This window comes from Pontibacter locisalis, assembly GCF_042684605.1.
In the GTDB taxonomy this organism is placed as follows: domain Bacteria; phylum Bacteroidota; class Bacteroidia; order Cytophagales; family Hymenobacteraceae; genus Pontibacter; species Pontibacter locisalis.
This window is the reverse complement of record NZ_JBHULU010000002.1, coordinates 172,903-185,454: the sequence shown is the minus strand read 5'-3', so window position 1 is coordinate 185,454 and position 12,552 is coordinate 172,903. Positions and strand designations below refer to the sequence as shown.

Annotated in this window: 16 protein-coding genes; 7 read left to right on the top strand and 9 right to left on the bottom strand. The window is 41.2% G+C overall.

All coding sequences use genetic code 11. The annotated features are described in order from the left end of the window. The first annotated feature begins 18 nt into the window (after positions 1 to 18). Positions 19 to 654, top strand: coding sequence for an LON peptidase substrate-binding domain-containing protein (locus ACFSRY_RS01890; protein ID WP_377502871.1), 636 nt, complete (start codon positions 19 to 21; stop codon positions 652 to 654). Positions 655 to 675: 21 nt separating this feature from the next. After that, positions 676 to 1,890, top strand: coding sequence for a metallophosphoesterase (locus ACFSRY_RS01885; protein WP_377502869.1), 1,215 nt, complete (start codon positions 676 to 678; stop codon positions 1,888 to 1,890). Between the two features lie 44 nt (positions 1,891 to 1,934). Here the strand turns inward: ACFSRY_RS01885 and ACFSRY_RS01880 are convergent, their stop codons facing one another. The 4 genes from ACFSRY_RS01880 to ACFSRY_RS01865 form a co-directional block, all read right to left on the bottom strand. Next, positions 1,935 to 2,843, bottom strand: coding sequence for a diacylglycerol/lipid kinase family protein (locus ACFSRY_RS01880; RefSeq protein ID WP_377502867.1), 909 nt, complete (start codon positions 2,841 to 2,843; stop codon positions 1,935 to 1,937). Positions 2,844 to 2,969: 126 nt separating this feature from the next. Further along, the gene (locus ACFSRY_RS01875; protein WP_377502864.1) at positions 2,970 to 3,161 is read right to left on the bottom strand and encodes a hypothetical protein; all 192 of its coding nucleotides are present in this window, start codon (positions 3,159 to 3,161) and stop codon (positions 2,970 to 2,972) included. A gap of 160 nt (positions 3,162 to 3,321) precedes the next feature. Continuing rightward, the gene (locus tag ACFSRY_RS01870) at positions 3,322 to 4,131 is read right to left on the bottom strand and encodes a M48 family metalloprotease (RefSeq protein WP_377502862.1); all 810 of its coding nucleotides are present in this window, start codon (positions 4,129 to 4,131) and stop codon (positions 3,322 to 3,324) included. Between the two features lie 322 nt (positions 4,132 to 4,453). Next, the gene (locus tag ACFSRY_RS01865; RefSeq protein WP_377502860.1) at positions 4,454 to 5,266 is read right to left on the bottom strand and encodes a murein L,D-transpeptidase catalytic domain family protein; all 813 of its coding nucleotides are present in this window, start codon (positions 5,264 to 5,266) and stop codon (positions 4,454 to 4,456) included. Between the two features lie 260 nt (positions 5,267 to 5,526). Here ACFSRY_RS01865 and ACFSRY_RS01860 point away from each other — a divergent pair, with 260 nt between their 5' ends. Next, entirely contained in the window at positions 5,527 to 5,928 is a 402-nt protein-coding gene (locus ACFSRY_RS01860; protein ID WP_377502858.1) for a hypothetical protein, read from the top strand. Between the two features lie 37 nt (positions 5,929 to 5,965). On the opposite strand, the gene ACFSRY_RS01855 is transcribed toward ACFSRY_RS01860, so the two are convergent. Further along, complete coding sequence (locus ACFSRY_RS01855; protein WP_377502856.1) at positions 5,966 to 6,364, bottom strand: hypothetical protein; 399 nt, start codon at positions 6,362 to 6,364, stop codon at positions 5,966 to 5,968. A 316-nt stretch (positions 6,365 to 6,680) separates the two neighbouring features. Between ACFSRY_RS01855 and ACFSRY_RS01850 the strand changes: the two genes are divergently transcribed. Continuing rightward, on the top strand, positions 6,681 to 6,914 hold the full coding sequence (locus ACFSRY_RS01850; RefSeq protein WP_377502854.1) for a hypothetical protein: 234 nt from the start codon (positions 6,681 to 6,683) through the stop codon (positions 6,912 to 6,914). Positions 6,915 to 6,989: 75 nt separating this feature from the next. Here the strand turns inward: ACFSRY_RS01850 and ACFSRY_RS01845 are convergent, their stop codons facing one another. Continuing rightward, complete coding sequence (locus ACFSRY_RS01845) at positions 6,990 to 7,448, bottom strand: DUF4199 domain-containing protein (protein ID WP_377502851.1); 459 nt, start codon at positions 7,446 to 7,448, stop codon at positions 6,990 to 6,992. Positions 7,449 to 7,494: 46 nt separating this feature from the next. After that, the gene (locus ACFSRY_RS01840; protein WP_377502849.1) at positions 7,495 to 7,965 is read right to left on the bottom strand and encodes a DUF4199 domain-containing protein; all 471 of its coding nucleotides are present in this window, start codon (positions 7,963 to 7,965) and stop codon (positions 7,495 to 7,497) included. A gap of 331 nt (positions 7,966 to 8,296) precedes the next feature. Here ACFSRY_RS01840 and ACFSRY_RS01835 point away from each other — a divergent pair, with 331 nt between their 5' ends. Together ACFSRY_RS01835 and ACFSRY_RS01830 are read left to right on the top strand one after the other, a co-directional pair. Further along, on the top strand, positions 8,297 to 9,922 hold the full coding sequence (locus ACFSRY_RS01835; RefSeq protein ID WP_377502847.1) for an ABC-F family ATP-binding cassette domain-containing protein: 1,626 nt from the start codon (positions 8,297 to 8,299) through the stop codon (positions 9,920 to 9,922). Positions 9,923 to 9,950: 28 nt separating this feature from the next. After that, positions 9,951 to 10,646 (top strand): hypothetical protein, encoded by a 696-nt coding sequence (locus ACFSRY_RS01830; protein WP_377502845.1) that lies wholly within the window; start codon positions 9,951 to 9,953, stop codon positions 10,644 to 10,646. An 87-nt stretch (positions 10,647 to 10,733) separates the two neighbouring features. On the opposite strand, the gene ACFSRY_RS01825 is transcribed toward ACFSRY_RS01830, so the two are convergent. Further along, positions 10,734 to 10,883 carry a lmo0937 family membrane protein gene (locus ACFSRY_RS01825; protein WP_187065451.1) on the bottom strand — a complete coding sequence of 50 codons (150 nt, stop codon included), beginning with the start codon at positions 10,881 to 10,883 and terminating at the stop codon, positions 10,734 to 10,736. Positions 10,884 to 10,949: 66 nt separating this feature from the next. Next, positions 10,950 to 11,102: a lmo0937 family membrane protein gene (locus ACFSRY_RS01820; RefSeq protein WP_377502843.1), complete on the bottom strand. Its 153-nt coding sequence runs from the start codon at positions 11,100 to 11,102 to the stop codon at positions 10,950 to 10,952. A 468-nt stretch (positions 11,103 to 11,570) separates the two neighbouring features. Here ACFSRY_RS01820 and ACFSRY_RS01815 point away from each other — a divergent pair, with 468 nt between their 5' ends. Then, positions 11,571 to 12,461 carry a 3-hydroxybutyryl-CoA dehydrogenase gene (locus ACFSRY_RS01815; protein WP_377502841.1) on the top strand — a complete coding sequence of 297 codons (891 nt, stop codon included), beginning with the start codon at positions 11,571 to 11,573 and terminating at the stop codon, positions 12,459 to 12,461. The last annotated feature ends 91 nt before the right edge of the window (positions 12,462 to 12,552 follow it).

Genomic DNA, 12,552 nt, shown 5'->3' with positions numbered 1-12,552 from the left:
AAGTACTAAATAACCTATATGGCAAAATACCTTCCCTTATTCCCCTTAAGTATTGTTGTGTTCCCGGGTGAGAAGCTAAATCTACATATTTTTGAGCCGCGCTATAAACAACTTGTGATCGACTGCCTTGAGCAGGAAAAGACGTTTGGTATACCTTCCTTCATAAAAAACGGTGTAGGCACGTACGGCACAGAGATAGAAATACTGGAGGTGGAGAAAAAGTATGGTAACGGTGAAATGGACATCCGCACAAAAGGACTAGAAGTTTTTAAAGTACTGCATTTTGATAAGATGGCACCCGGAAGGTTATATGCTGGAGGTGAAGTAGAACTTATTGAGAACAGCTATGAGGAAGATGTAATTACAAAGATCAAGATAAAAGAGCACCTCAAAAAATTGTATGAATCACTTGGGTTAGAGACCTTTTACCTTGACCTGCCAGACAACTTTACTAGTTATGATGTTGCTCACCATCTTGGGCTGAACACGGAGCAGGAGTATACGCTTTTACAAATAGAAACGGAAGCCGAACGGCAGGAAGCTATTCTCCAACATCTACTGCAGATTGTACCCATTGTGTTGGAAACTGAACGACTGAAGGAAAGGGTGAGGCTAAACGGCCACTTTAAAAACCTGACGCCACCAAACTTCTAAACGCACAACCTCAAGCACCATATGCTAATATATTTCCTGATCATACTTCCAGTCTTGTTCCTGGCCTTCCTTTTGTTCAGCTATTGGCAGGAAAGGAAATATAAGAGAAAACCTTTTTATAGGTTATCTGACATTGGCTGGCAACACAGCGCACCATCACCGGAAGCCATGCTGGTACATTCTGTTGCCGCCTTTGGCGACGTGGGAGCCATTGCAACTGACGGAACAGACCCTGTGCTAAAGTTGCTTCACCAATGGCAGGAAAAGACAGGAGAAGCCGGCACGATACTATTTCTGGGAGATAACCTCTACCCTATAGGCCTCCCGGAGGAAGGGAACCGCCACCGGAAAATGGCAGAGGACCGCCTGAACCTGTTACTGGATTCAATAAAAAGCTACCCTGGCAAGGGTATATTTCTGAGCGGTAACCATGATTGGTTAAAGGGCGGGAAAGGTGGTTATAGACAAATGCTGCGTCAGCAAAACTATGTGCTTACCAGAACAAAAGATGCGCAAAGTTATCTCCCTCCGGATGGCTGCCCTGGTCCCTCTACTGTTCAGCTGGCAGAAGGCCTTCTGCTGGTAGTGATAAATACACAGTGGTGGGTACAACGCGGGGAAAAACCACTGGGGGCAAAATATGGCTGTCCTTATGATACAATAGAAGACTTTTTTACAGCTCTGCACAAGGTGCTCCGTGATAACCGGCATCAGCGTATCGTTATTGCGGCACATCACCCACTGTACAGCAACGCCCTGCATGGAGGGAGGTTCACCATCAAGCAACATATCTTCCCGCTTACAGCAGCCCATAAACGGTTTTACATACCATTGCCCATCTTTGGCTCATTGTATCCGTTTTACCGTAAGCTTTTCGGTGCACACGAGGATATGGCACATCGTAAATATAAAAAGATGCGCAAAAGACTGCTCCGTATATTCCATAGGTACAGCAACATCATCTATGTGGCAGGCCATGACCATAATTTGCAGCACTTCGAAGTACAGCAAAATCACTACATTGTAAGTGGTTCCGGAAGCAAGACTGCGTTCGTGAAGAAAGGCGGCAGAGCCACATTTACTTTAGAAAGTCTGGGCTTCTTTGTCTTAAACTACTATGATAACGGGGAGGTGTGGATGGAGGCGCGTATAGTATCAGAGGAATCGGCAGATGCCCAGGTCGTATTCCGTAAGAAGCTTGAAAGTGTGCTGGCACCCCAACGACAAATAGCCTGATACCTGAAGTTATAATTTGATACTGTGAAGTAGTCAATTACCTGCTATTCTATATCCTCTGGTAACGGCAAAATAACTTTCAGGCTTTTAGGGTGCATCTCCACTTTTATAGGGTCCTCTAATTCAATGGGCTCCCCATCTATGTGCAACAGTTCATGATCTATATTATATATAACGGCCTTCTTGCAACTGATCCTGCGCGTAAAGACTGATTCGTCAATACTATCTGTGTAGAGCTTGTACAGAATTCCTATCCCTGCAGCCTTTGGGAAAGGTTCTATCAGGCATATCTCAAACCGGCCATCGTTCAAGATACCATTAGGGTTAATATTTGCATTTGTCCCGAAAGCATTAGCGTTGGCAATCGTAACCATAAAGGCTTCTCCCTCGAAGTTCTCTGTGTCAGTTTCAATCTTATAAAATTTTGGCACATACCCCAGGTACTCCTGCATGGCAATCCAGGCATAGCTCCCTGGTCCTCTGGAACTCCCTTCACAAAAGCGTTTTACTACCAAAGCATTAAAGCCCAAATCACTTAAGTGAATGGAGGGCACACCGTTAAGTGTGATGGTGTCTATATTCCGGATAACATACCGATGAATTAAATTCAGTGCCTCTTCCGTATCCTGAGGAATATTCAAGTCTTTTGATAAGCCATTACCAGACCCCAATGGAATGATACCAAGAGGAGTTTTTGTTCCGATTAGTAGTGTGCCTACAATATTAACAGTACCGTCGCCACCTATTGCAAAAACGCCATCATAGGTTGTTTTTTCAAGCAGTGTTTTGATTTCTTTTTGGTCATCTTCTCCTGTAGTTTTATAAATGTCAAAGGTAGTGTTATGCTGGTTACACTTCTCTTTGATTTCCTCTTCCAGTTCCTCCTTCTCAACATCTCCGGCAATAGGGTTTATAACAAAAAGCAAGTGTCGCTGCGCTGTTTCTTTTTCCATGGGTGACTATAATCTTTTGCCTCTGTACGGAAATTTTGTGGCGATTGGTCTATAAAAAGGGAAACTAACTCCTTAGATGAAGTTAGTTTCCCTTTCCGTACATAACGGTTAAATTTTCTTCAGTATCTATTTGTTAGATTTTGAAGATCCAGATGAACCTGATGATTTAGAAGAAGAAGAACTAGAAGAGCTACTGCTCTTACCAGTTGTACTCTTACCTGCGTTTGTTTTTGCAGAAGCAGATGAAGTGCCTGACTTCATATCTCCTTTTTTATCCTGGTTCTGATTCTGGTTTTGGTTTTGATTTTTAGTTGCCATGATTTTTTATGTTTTCATAGTAAAGTAAACACTTGAGTATTTGTCACATTACCAATGTAATGCATAGGGGAAGCAAGGTGTAACAATTTAAATGTTGCACTTATTCTTATACAGTCACTTCGATTTAAAGTTGTGTAAAGCAATATATTTATAAAGCAAGTTATGGGATCAAATCAGCAGGAAGCCCTTGTGGGTATTCTTCAGCGATTGCTTGCTGAATCTCTGCAACTCTGTTACCTGGGTTAGGATGTGTTTGCATAAATTCTGGCCCACGTGCCCCTCCACTTGCTTTCTCAAGTATTCTCATTACTTCCATCATGGCACGCGGGTCGTAGCCTGTATTACCTGTTAATTGCACAGCTAGCCCGTCAGACTCCAATTCATCGTCACGGCCATAGCTCATGTTAAGAAGCTTTGCTACCATAGCCGCCGCAACAGCTCCTGATCGGCTTGCCGGGTTGTCTGGATCGTAAGTGGCTATGGCCGCTGCTCCCGTTAAACCTTGTGTAAGCTTTGCTTTAGCCAATTGCTCGGCTGAGTGCCTTGCCACCACATGTCCAATTTCATGAGCAAGTACTCCTGCCAATTGTCCCTCTGTTTCCAATTGCCTTAGCAAACCAGCCGTAATAAAAATCTGCCCACCAGGTAAGGCAAAAGCATTCACTGTATTCTCATCAGCCAGTAAGTGAAAGTCAAACTCGTAAGGAGTCTCACTAACACGTGTACTCTGAACAAGCTTCTGTCCTAAAGCCTTTACATGTGCCGCAGCCTCTCTGTCCTGGTGAAGACCACCATATTGCTGTGCCATTTCCGGAGCAGCCTGTAAACCCAAGGCTATTTCCTGCTCAACAGTCATGTCAACATGCTGTTCTTCGCCTGTAAACTCATTCTTATCGGTATTGCACCAGTAGGTAACCAGGGAAACTGCTGCTATTAGCAGTGCAATAATAAATTTAATAACACCTCTCATTCAATCGTTTTATTTCACGGAAAAAGCTAAAAAAGGTAATCCAATCGCTACCCTTGAGCTTTTACGATTATTTGCTCTGGTTAAGCTGTGAAAAAAGGTGATATTATACCTATAAAAGTTTCCCTTCCATACCTTCTACAGGGTTGGATGTAAAAACGACAGGAACTAAGCTATAGGGTCTGGAGCGTTAACCTCTATGGTTGGTTATAAATGTTGCCGAAGATAAATCAGTTTAACAAAAGGAATTAGAAGCAAGTGTTAAAAGTAAAGCCCCGGCAGAGATACAATTCTGCCGGGGCTTTACTTTTAAAATCTTGTTTGATTAAGCCTTGATGATATCACCAAGTTCCTGCATGGCATAAGTTTCTATTGCACTCTCCTGATTAAGGTAATCGGATGAGTAAGAGGATTCATTTCCATGAATGTACATCACCGTCTTATTCTTAATAGTTTCTATCACATCCTTTGAGATCTCTTTTGGTACAGAAGGGCATCCAAGGCTTCTGCCTAATCTGCCGTTCTGCTTCACAAAAGCTTCACTTACATAATCAGCGCCATGTACAACAATGGCACGTGCCATTGCATTTGAATTAAACTTTCCATCCATTCCAGACAATTTCAAAGAAAGACCGTGCTTCCCATAATATGTGGCATCTGTAAGGTAGAACCCGATACTGCTCATGTAAGAATTCGGAGTATTGGAAAATTTTGTAGCCATATCCTGACCAGTATTTCTGCCGTGGGCAACCAAAGTATTAAACAACACCTTCTTTGCCTGCAGATCAATAATCCACATGCGCTTCTCGCTACTTGATTTAGTGAAATCAACCACCGTTAAGATTGGCTTTGATGGAGCTCCCGTCTTGTTTAGCTTGAAATTATGATAACCTACTAAAGCGTTGCGAAACACCTCTTTAGAAAGCCCTTTTCTTCTAAGATCAGCTCTATCATAAATGTGCTCCATATGCTCTTCGAAGGCCTGCTTTTTCTCAACAAAGGTTAAGACAGAAATATTAGCTGCTACAGCTCCGGCATCCACCACCAGGGCATCTGTGTTTTTAGAAGTAAGATTAGGTTCAGGTGAAGTAAATGACAAAAGTCCGATTGTCAATGAGGTGAGAACGATTCTTAACATAGATTCTTCTTTTAGCTTCTGGTTATGTAATCAATAAAACCAACAGGTAAAGCAGTAAAAATTGTTCCGCAAGATTTGAAACAATGCGAATTGCGCAGATTATGAGGATACCAACTGCCAAAGAAAAGCATAGAATAGCTACTATCCGAAATATTCTCAGAACTTTGCACCATTTATCACTAAATAAATGCCCATATAATTTAGGAGTGGGTTGTATACTTACGTTTCATGCTGCAACTTTGTAGCAAAATTCTTATCATATGTTAAAACGACTGCTACCATTCAATTTATTGTTGCTTCTGCTACTTTCTGCATGCGGAGTGCCAGACAGTTTGAAAGACTTTGATAGTGAAACCTGGAAAAACGACCGGAACGCCTGCAAAGGGGAAAGACAAAAGCTGGTAGGTGAGTTTGAAAATATTCGCCGCGAATTGTATGGAAAGAAAGAATATGTTGTGCGCAACCTATTAGGAAAGCCAGACAATGAAAGCCTGCTGGAAAAGAACCAGAAGATATACCATTATTACATTGAACCTGGCACCCAATGTACCGAAAGAGGCAAATTTTCTGAAGCGAACCGATTAGAGGTCCGTTTAAACTCTACGGGTAAAGTATCAGAAATCTCCTTTTTTGAACCTATAACAACAGCAAAGCCCGAATAAATCGGGCTTTGCTGTTGTTATGCCGATACTATTTTCCCTATTCTTCCTGCTCTGTAGCAAAACGGTTGTTCTCTCGCCCTTCTAGCTCCAGGTAAACGCGTAGCTGTTCTGGTTGCAGCATCAGGCTCAAAGCCTTATCTATTTCTAAGTTGATTGAATAAATGGCTTTAGATCGTTGAATAGCGTTATCCTTAAATTCCAGATCTGCCTCCTGTATCTGCTGATATCTTTTTTCATTTAAAAGCTGTACCTGCTTAAATTGCTCTTCATCCAGTTTCAGCTCTTTCTGCAATTCAAGATTAGCCATCGTTGCTCCATTTAAGTTTACAGATAAAACAACCTTATCTAAAGGCTCATCTGTTACTTTCATGCGCTGTGCATTAGAAACTGTTACTATTAATAACAGTGCGAAAACGGAAAGTATGTGTTTTTTCATGTCCAAAAATTTACTGGCTCCTCTACATCCAACTTACTAAGGGGAATTTGTTGTTTGAACGAAAAAAAGAAGACTTGGTTAAGCCAAACTTAAAAAATTTTATACTTTTCTAATAATCAACTACCTATTACAAGATGTATTTTTATTACTTTTCTAATATCTTACCGTAATATATAAATAAGTTAGATATATAATTGTTTATATGAAACTCTATAACATATAAATGGTATAAACTATTAAGCATCCTGAAATAGTATTTTTATTAGTGTAACCGGAAAGCCCAAAGTGCAAGTCAGGTTTTCAAAATTGTATTAGCATGATAACAACATATTATAACCCAAGTAAACTAGAGGTAGACTTTGCCAAAGCGTTCAAGGATCTAACTCCTCAATTAGAAGATAAGCTAGAGGAAGGTGAACAAGTGGTAGACATAAAATCTGTACACGACGCCGACAACCCGATGGTCATTTTTAAACTAAAAGATAAAGAAGGCGACTTCCATGAGGTAGTAGTTCAGATTATACAGCGACCAGACCACATTGTAAAATAAACCTTCTATAACATAAAAGAGGAAAGCCCACTAATTAGTGGGCTTTCCTCTTTTATGTTATAGCGCTACAATGTTTCAGGGACTGTTTGGCACCTTATGCTCATCACGTTTAAACCATTGCATGGCAATAAAGGAAATCATCACACCAGAGATAACTCCTTCCAGCATCAAAACAATAAATACCACCACTCCTGGTGTAGACATTACACGCTCTCCCAGGTAACGCTGAGTAGACAAAGTACTCACTAAACCCTCTCCTGCGATCTTGATGTAAAGCACCATAAGAGCGGCAAAGAGCGTAGTTGCCACTACTGCGGTAATAGTACCCACTCCAAAACCCTGCAGGTAGGCAATCTGCCCATTTACACTGATTTTATAAGCTCTTATAGCTAAGGTAACGCCAATCGCCATTATTACACCGTTAAGGAACCTCAATTCAATAACGTCTGTCAGCCCCAGGAGCATCATTATCACGAAGTAACCAATAAGGCCTGCAGCTGTAAGCACTCCGTATTTAATACCTACTCTTTCCATAACTTAATCTAAAAGTGAACTAGAGTAAACGCTTATTATACGTGTTCTATACACGCTCAGACATTGTATGATCCGGGTTCTTGAACCACTGCATAGCAATAAAGGCAACTAATAGACCGGGAACTGTACCGTACACTATTGTGAGCACAAAAAGTGACAGGATTGATAAGCTTTCCGGGAAGAGAGCGCTAGCCTGTAAAGATTCCAGATAATCCGTTTCCAGAACATTTACGAAAACTACCAGAAATAAAGCAAGTAAAGCTGAAGACACTGCACCTACAGTAGCACCTATTCCTAAGCCCTGGAAGTAGGCTATAACACCGTTCTTAGCACGTTTGAAGCTTTTTATAGCCATCACTATTCCAATTATCAGAAAGATCCCACTGAAAAAAGATAGTTCTACTACATCGGTCAGACCAAGTGCCCACATCAGCATGAAATAAATCATATGTACGATGCCTACCATTATTCCATATTTGATTGATACCTTCTGATATGTTACGTTAGAGGATGCCATGTTTTATCTTGTTATATTGCTCAATTAATGATTTTAAAATGAACAGTTTAGCTCCGCATTTGGTTAAGGAATAGCAAAATAAAAGATGCATGCCTACACTTCCTGCGTAGCTTTGTATATTATTAAAACTATATACTAAAGAAAGACAAGTGGCGTTGTGGTTTGCGGTATAAATTTTTAACCCCCTTTATAGAAAGGACTGGTTTTAAAACAATTACTAACTAACCGATTTTTGTTTTTCACTGCTGCGTTAACGCTGTTTGCGCCATTCCCGATTTTTATTTTGTAGTTTTGCAGCAAGATTAAATTTAACTCCCATACATAACTCTTTATGATCAGTACCAACAATGTCAGCTTAGCTTATGGTAAGCGCACATTATTTGAAGACGTAACAATAAAGTTTGTTCCCGGCAACTGTTATGGCCTTATTGGTGCCAACGGTGCTGGCAAATCTACTTTTCTAAAAATATTATCAGGCGAAATCGATCCTAATACAGGTTCTGTGGAAATCCCTGCCAACGCGCGTTTGGCAGTATTAAAGCAGAACCACTTTGAGTACGATGAATTTCCTGCCCTTCAAACGGTGATAATGGGCCATAAACGCCTGTGGAGCATTATGGAGGAGAAGGATGCGATCTATGCTAAACCAGACTTTAACGAGGAGGATGGTATTCGTGCAGCTGAACTAGAGGGCGAATTTGCCGATATGGAAGGCTGGAACGCAGAGTATGAAGCAGCTGAACTCCTGAGCGGACTTGGCATTAGTGAAGACCTGCACCACTCCCTTATGAAAGACTTGAGTGGTAGCGAAAAAGTACGTGTACTACTTGCCCAGGCACTTTTCGGTAATCCGGATATCCTGTTACTGGATGAGCCTACCAACCACCTGGATGCAGAATCAATCATGTGGCTGGAGAACTTCCTGGATAATTTTGCAAATACTGTGATAGTTGTGTCACACGACCGTCACTTCCTGGATGCAGTTTGTACGCACGTGGCAGACATTGATTTTGGAAAGATAAAGATGTTTGCGGGTAACTATGGATTCTGGTATCAGTCCAGCCAGTTGGCTTTGAAACAGCGTGCAGATGCCAACAAGAAGACCGAAGACAAACGTAAAGAACTGGAGGAGTTCATCCGTCGTTTCAGCGCCAACGCCTCCAAATCCAAGCAGGCAACGTCGCGTGCTAAATTGTTGGAAAAACTAACAGTAGAAGACATTCAGCCTTCTTCACGTAAATATCCGTACATCGCTTTCAAACCAGAACGTGAGGCCGGAAACCAGATACTGAACGTAGAAAAACTGAGTAAGTCCATCGACGGACAGCCCATCTTTACTGACATCACCTTTATGGTGGACAAGGGAGATAAAATCGCTGTGATCGGGCGTAATGACATTGCCGCTTCCACTTTCTTCAAGATCTTGTTTGATGAGGAAAAAGCTGATAGCGGAGACTTTAAATGGGGTACTACCATTACTTCTTCTTTCTTTCCAAAAGATAACCAGGAATTCTTTGATACTGACCTGAACCTGGTGGATTGGCTACGCCAGTTCTCAGTAGAAAAGGACGAGAGCTTTATCCGTGGCTTCCTGGGCCGTATGTTGTTCTCGGGAGAGGAGTCTCTTAAGAAAGCAAATGTATTATCCGGTGGCGAGAAAGTACGTTGTATGTTCTCTAGAATGATGCTTCAGTCTGGTAATGTGCTTGTTTTTGACGAGCCAACCAATCACCTGGACCTGGAGTCGATCACAGCACTGAACAACTCGCTACAGGATTTTGATGGCACAATTCTTTTCTCGTCCCATGACTTACAGTTCGTGGACACGATTGCAAACCGTATTATAGAGCTAACGCCAAACGGCATCATTGATAAGCGCATGACTTACGAAGAGTACTTGTCTGATGACACGATCAAAGAGCTTCGTAAGAAAATGTATGCCACTGCCCTGGTTTAACCTCTTGTAAAACAGATATCAATCATTCATGACACCACTTTTCCGAATAGCCGGACTACTTATTGTTTCATTACTGCTGCTTATTGCTGTGCCTGCCATGGCACAGGTTCCTGATACTACACAACGGAAGCCTGCCCTCCCTACAGGACCTCCTGCGCCGGTAGAGCAGAACAAGCCAAAGCAGGAACGCACACAGCAACAGCCTGAAGTGCAGGTTAAGCCGGAAATTGTGCAGGCACAGGAAGAAGAAAGAACCACTTTCGTTGATCGCCTTTACTTTGGTGGCAGCTTTGGTTTGCAGTTTGGCACATTCACTAATATATCCTTGTTACCTATTATTGGTTATCGGGTAACAGATAAATTTAGTGTTGGTACCGGCGTAGTTTACCACTTTATACGAAGTGGCGGCCGCACGCTGCAGAACTACGGAGGGCGGGCTTTTGCTCAACACGAAGTACTTCCCGGACTTATCAACAATGGAGCAATACTGGTTCATTCTGAGTTAGAGGTATTAAATATAGAAGACTTAAGAATTGGCTTAAACGGTCAGCTTGAGAACTTCAGGAAAACAGTAAGTATGCCAATGGCAGGCTTAGGATATCGTCAGCGGATGGGTGAAAGAGCTTCTTTTGATTTTCTGGTGTTGTATAACTTCAATGATTTAGAATCACCCTATTCTAATCCTGTAATACGAGCCGGCTTCAACATTCCTTTTCGCCGTTAAGTAATTCCATTCAACAAAACAAAAGAGGTTGCCAGAATTCTGGCAACCTCTTTTGTTTTACAATTCGTGTATCTTATTTATTATGCATCAGCCACGTATGAGTCGTAGCAACACAACAATGATTGCGATTACTAATAATATGTGGATTAACCCACCTACAGCATCAGGGAATCCTAAGAAACCGATGAGCCAAAAGATAACTAATACCACTGCTATTATATACAATAAATTTCCCATAGTTTTGTTTGTTTAGTATGTTCCAGTTTTACTTATAATGATTATAACGTAATAATTAATAACAGGTTAAGCCCGTCGTATCAGGCGTAACAGCACAGCTATTACGGCCAAAACAAGCAGCACATGAATTATTCCACCTACTGCGTCCGGAAAACCTAAAAAGCCGATCAGCCAGAAAATTATCAGCACGACCGCAATTATATACAGCAAATTTCCCATAGTTTATAATCAAATTCTTTTTTCAGTTAATCAAATTCTTTTTTCAGTTTCACATATACAAATATCTTTTTGTGGTGTAACAGTTCTTCAAAGTGTACTCAATGTTACAACTTAAGACTTTTGTATTTTTTTGTTTGTTGCTTTTACGCGCAAGTATTTTAAAAGATTTACATAATAGCATTATTTGTTTGATATCAGATTAAATATATACATACAAACTGTTCAAACCACGCATAATAAAGCATAAAAAGACCTAATAAACAGTCATTTACAAAACTTTATTAAAAGTTACACACACTTAATCCTGCTTATAAAATTTAATACTATATCTACTCCACCTGGCAGTTTTATCCTATATTTCATAAACGCATAAATTGAAATCTTCTAACACCTTCCATAAAGGGCCCTGCCATAAAACATATTTATGCTAGCTTTGTATACATCAATTAACTTTTTATTACTCGACCTATGAAGAAAGTAGCGGTTATTGGTTCTGGTACAATGGGCAATGGCATTGCCCACGTATTTGCACAGAATGGCTTCCCTGTTTCATTGATAGATATATCTGAAGAAGCCCTACAAAAGGCACTTGCCACTATTACTAAAAATCTTGACAGGATTATAGCCAAAGGCAACCTTACAGAAGAGCAGAAAGAACGCACGCTGAAAAATATCACTACCCACACCAGTATGCAGGAGGGGGTGAAAGAAGCAGATTTAGTAGTTGAGGCGGCGACAGAGAATGTTGACCTGAAACTAAAAATCTTCCGCGACCTGAGTAACTTCACAAAACCTGAGGCTATCCTTGCATCTAACACATCCTCAATTTCTATAACCAAAATTGCCTCTGTCACAGACCGTCCGGATAAGGTAATTGGCATGCACTTCATGAACCCGGTGCCCGTAATGAAACTGGTAGAGATCATCCGTGGCTACTCCACTTCTGATGAGGTAACAAGGGAGATCATGGATATTTCATTGCAGCTGGGTAAAGTACCTACGGAATGTAACGATTACCCTGGCTTTGTTGCAAACCGCATCCTGATGCCAATGATCAATGAGGCTATCTACAGTCTTTATGAGGGCGTTGCCGGCGTGGAGGAGATTGACACTATCATGAAGTTAGGAATGGCGCACCCGATGGGACCACTGCAGTTAGCTGACTTTATAGGTCTGGATGTATGCCTTTCAATCCTCAATGTTCTTTACGAAGGCTTCGGCAATCCAAAATATGCACCATGTCCTTTGTTGGTAAACATGGTACAGGCGGGCCATAAGGGTGTTAAATCAGGCAATGGTTTCTACTCCTGGACCCACGGCACCAAAGAACTGATTGTGGCTGACAGGTTCAAGAAGTAAGTACACCTATATTATACAAAACAAAAACGACAGGTAAGTTTGCCTGTCGTTTTTGTTTTGTACTTTGTACAAGGACAAGTAAATGTAAAAC

Coding starts and splice junctions, on each gene's coding strand:
- ACFSRY_RS01890 (WP_377502871.1), top strand. CDS start 19: ATGGCAAAATACCTTCCCTTATTCCCCTTAAGTATTGTTGTGTTCCCG.
- ACFSRY_RS01825 (WP_187065451.1), bottom strand. CDS start 10,883: ATGGGAAATTTATTGTATATAATAGCAGTGGTATTAGTTATCTTTTGG.
- ACFSRY_RS01855 (WP_377502856.1), bottom strand. CDS start 6,364: ATGAAAAAACACATACTTTCCGTTTTCGCACTGTTATTAATAGTAACA.
- ACFSRY_RS01840 (WP_377502849.1), bottom strand. CDS start 7,965: ATGGCATCCTCTAACGTAACATATCAGAAGGTATCAATCAAATATGGA.
- ACFSRY_RS01835 (WP_377502847.1), top strand. CDS start 8,297: ATGATCAGTACCAACAATGTCAGCTTAGCTTATGGTAAGCGCACATTA.
- ACFSRY_RS01845 (WP_377502851.1), bottom strand. CDS start 7,448: ATGGAAAGAGTAGGTATTAAATACGGAGTGCTTACAGCTGCAGGCCTT.
- ACFSRY_RS01875 (WP_377502864.1), bottom strand. CDS start 3,161: ATGGCAACTAAAAATCAAAACCAAAACCAGAATCAGAACCAGGATAAA.
- ACFSRY_RS01870 (WP_377502862.1), bottom strand. CDS start 4,131: ATGAGAGGTGTTATTAAATTTATTATTGCACTGCTAATAGCAGCAGTT.
- ACFSRY_RS01830 (WP_377502845.1), top strand. CDS start 9,951: ATGACACCACTTTTCCGAATAGCCGGACTACTTATTGTTTCATTACTG.
- ACFSRY_RS01815 (WP_377502841.1), top strand. CDS start 11,571: ATGAAGAAAGTAGCGGTTATTGGTTCTGGTACAATGGGCAATGGCATT.
- ACFSRY_RS01880 (WP_377502867.1), bottom strand. CDS start 2,843: ATGGAAAAAGAAACAGCGCAGCGACACTTGCTTTTTGTTATAAACCCT.
- ACFSRY_RS01865 (WP_377502860.1), bottom strand. CDS start 5,266: ATGTTAAGAATCGTTCTCACCTCATTGACAATCGGACTTTTGTCATTT.
- ACFSRY_RS01850 (WP_377502854.1), top strand. CDS start 6,681: ATGATAACAACATATTATAACCCAAGTAAACTAGAGGTAGACTTTGCC.
- ACFSRY_RS01885 (WP_377502869.1), top strand. CDS start 676: ATGCTAATATATTTCCTGATCATACTTCCAGTCTTGTTCCTGGCCTTC.
- ACFSRY_RS01820 (WP_377502843.1), bottom strand. CDS start 11,102: ATGGGAAATTTGCTGTATATAATTGCGGTCGTGCTGATAATTTTCTGG.
- ACFSRY_RS01860 (WP_377502858.1), top strand. CDS start 5,527: ATGTTAAAACGACTGCTACCATTCAATTTATTGTTGCTTCTGCTACTT.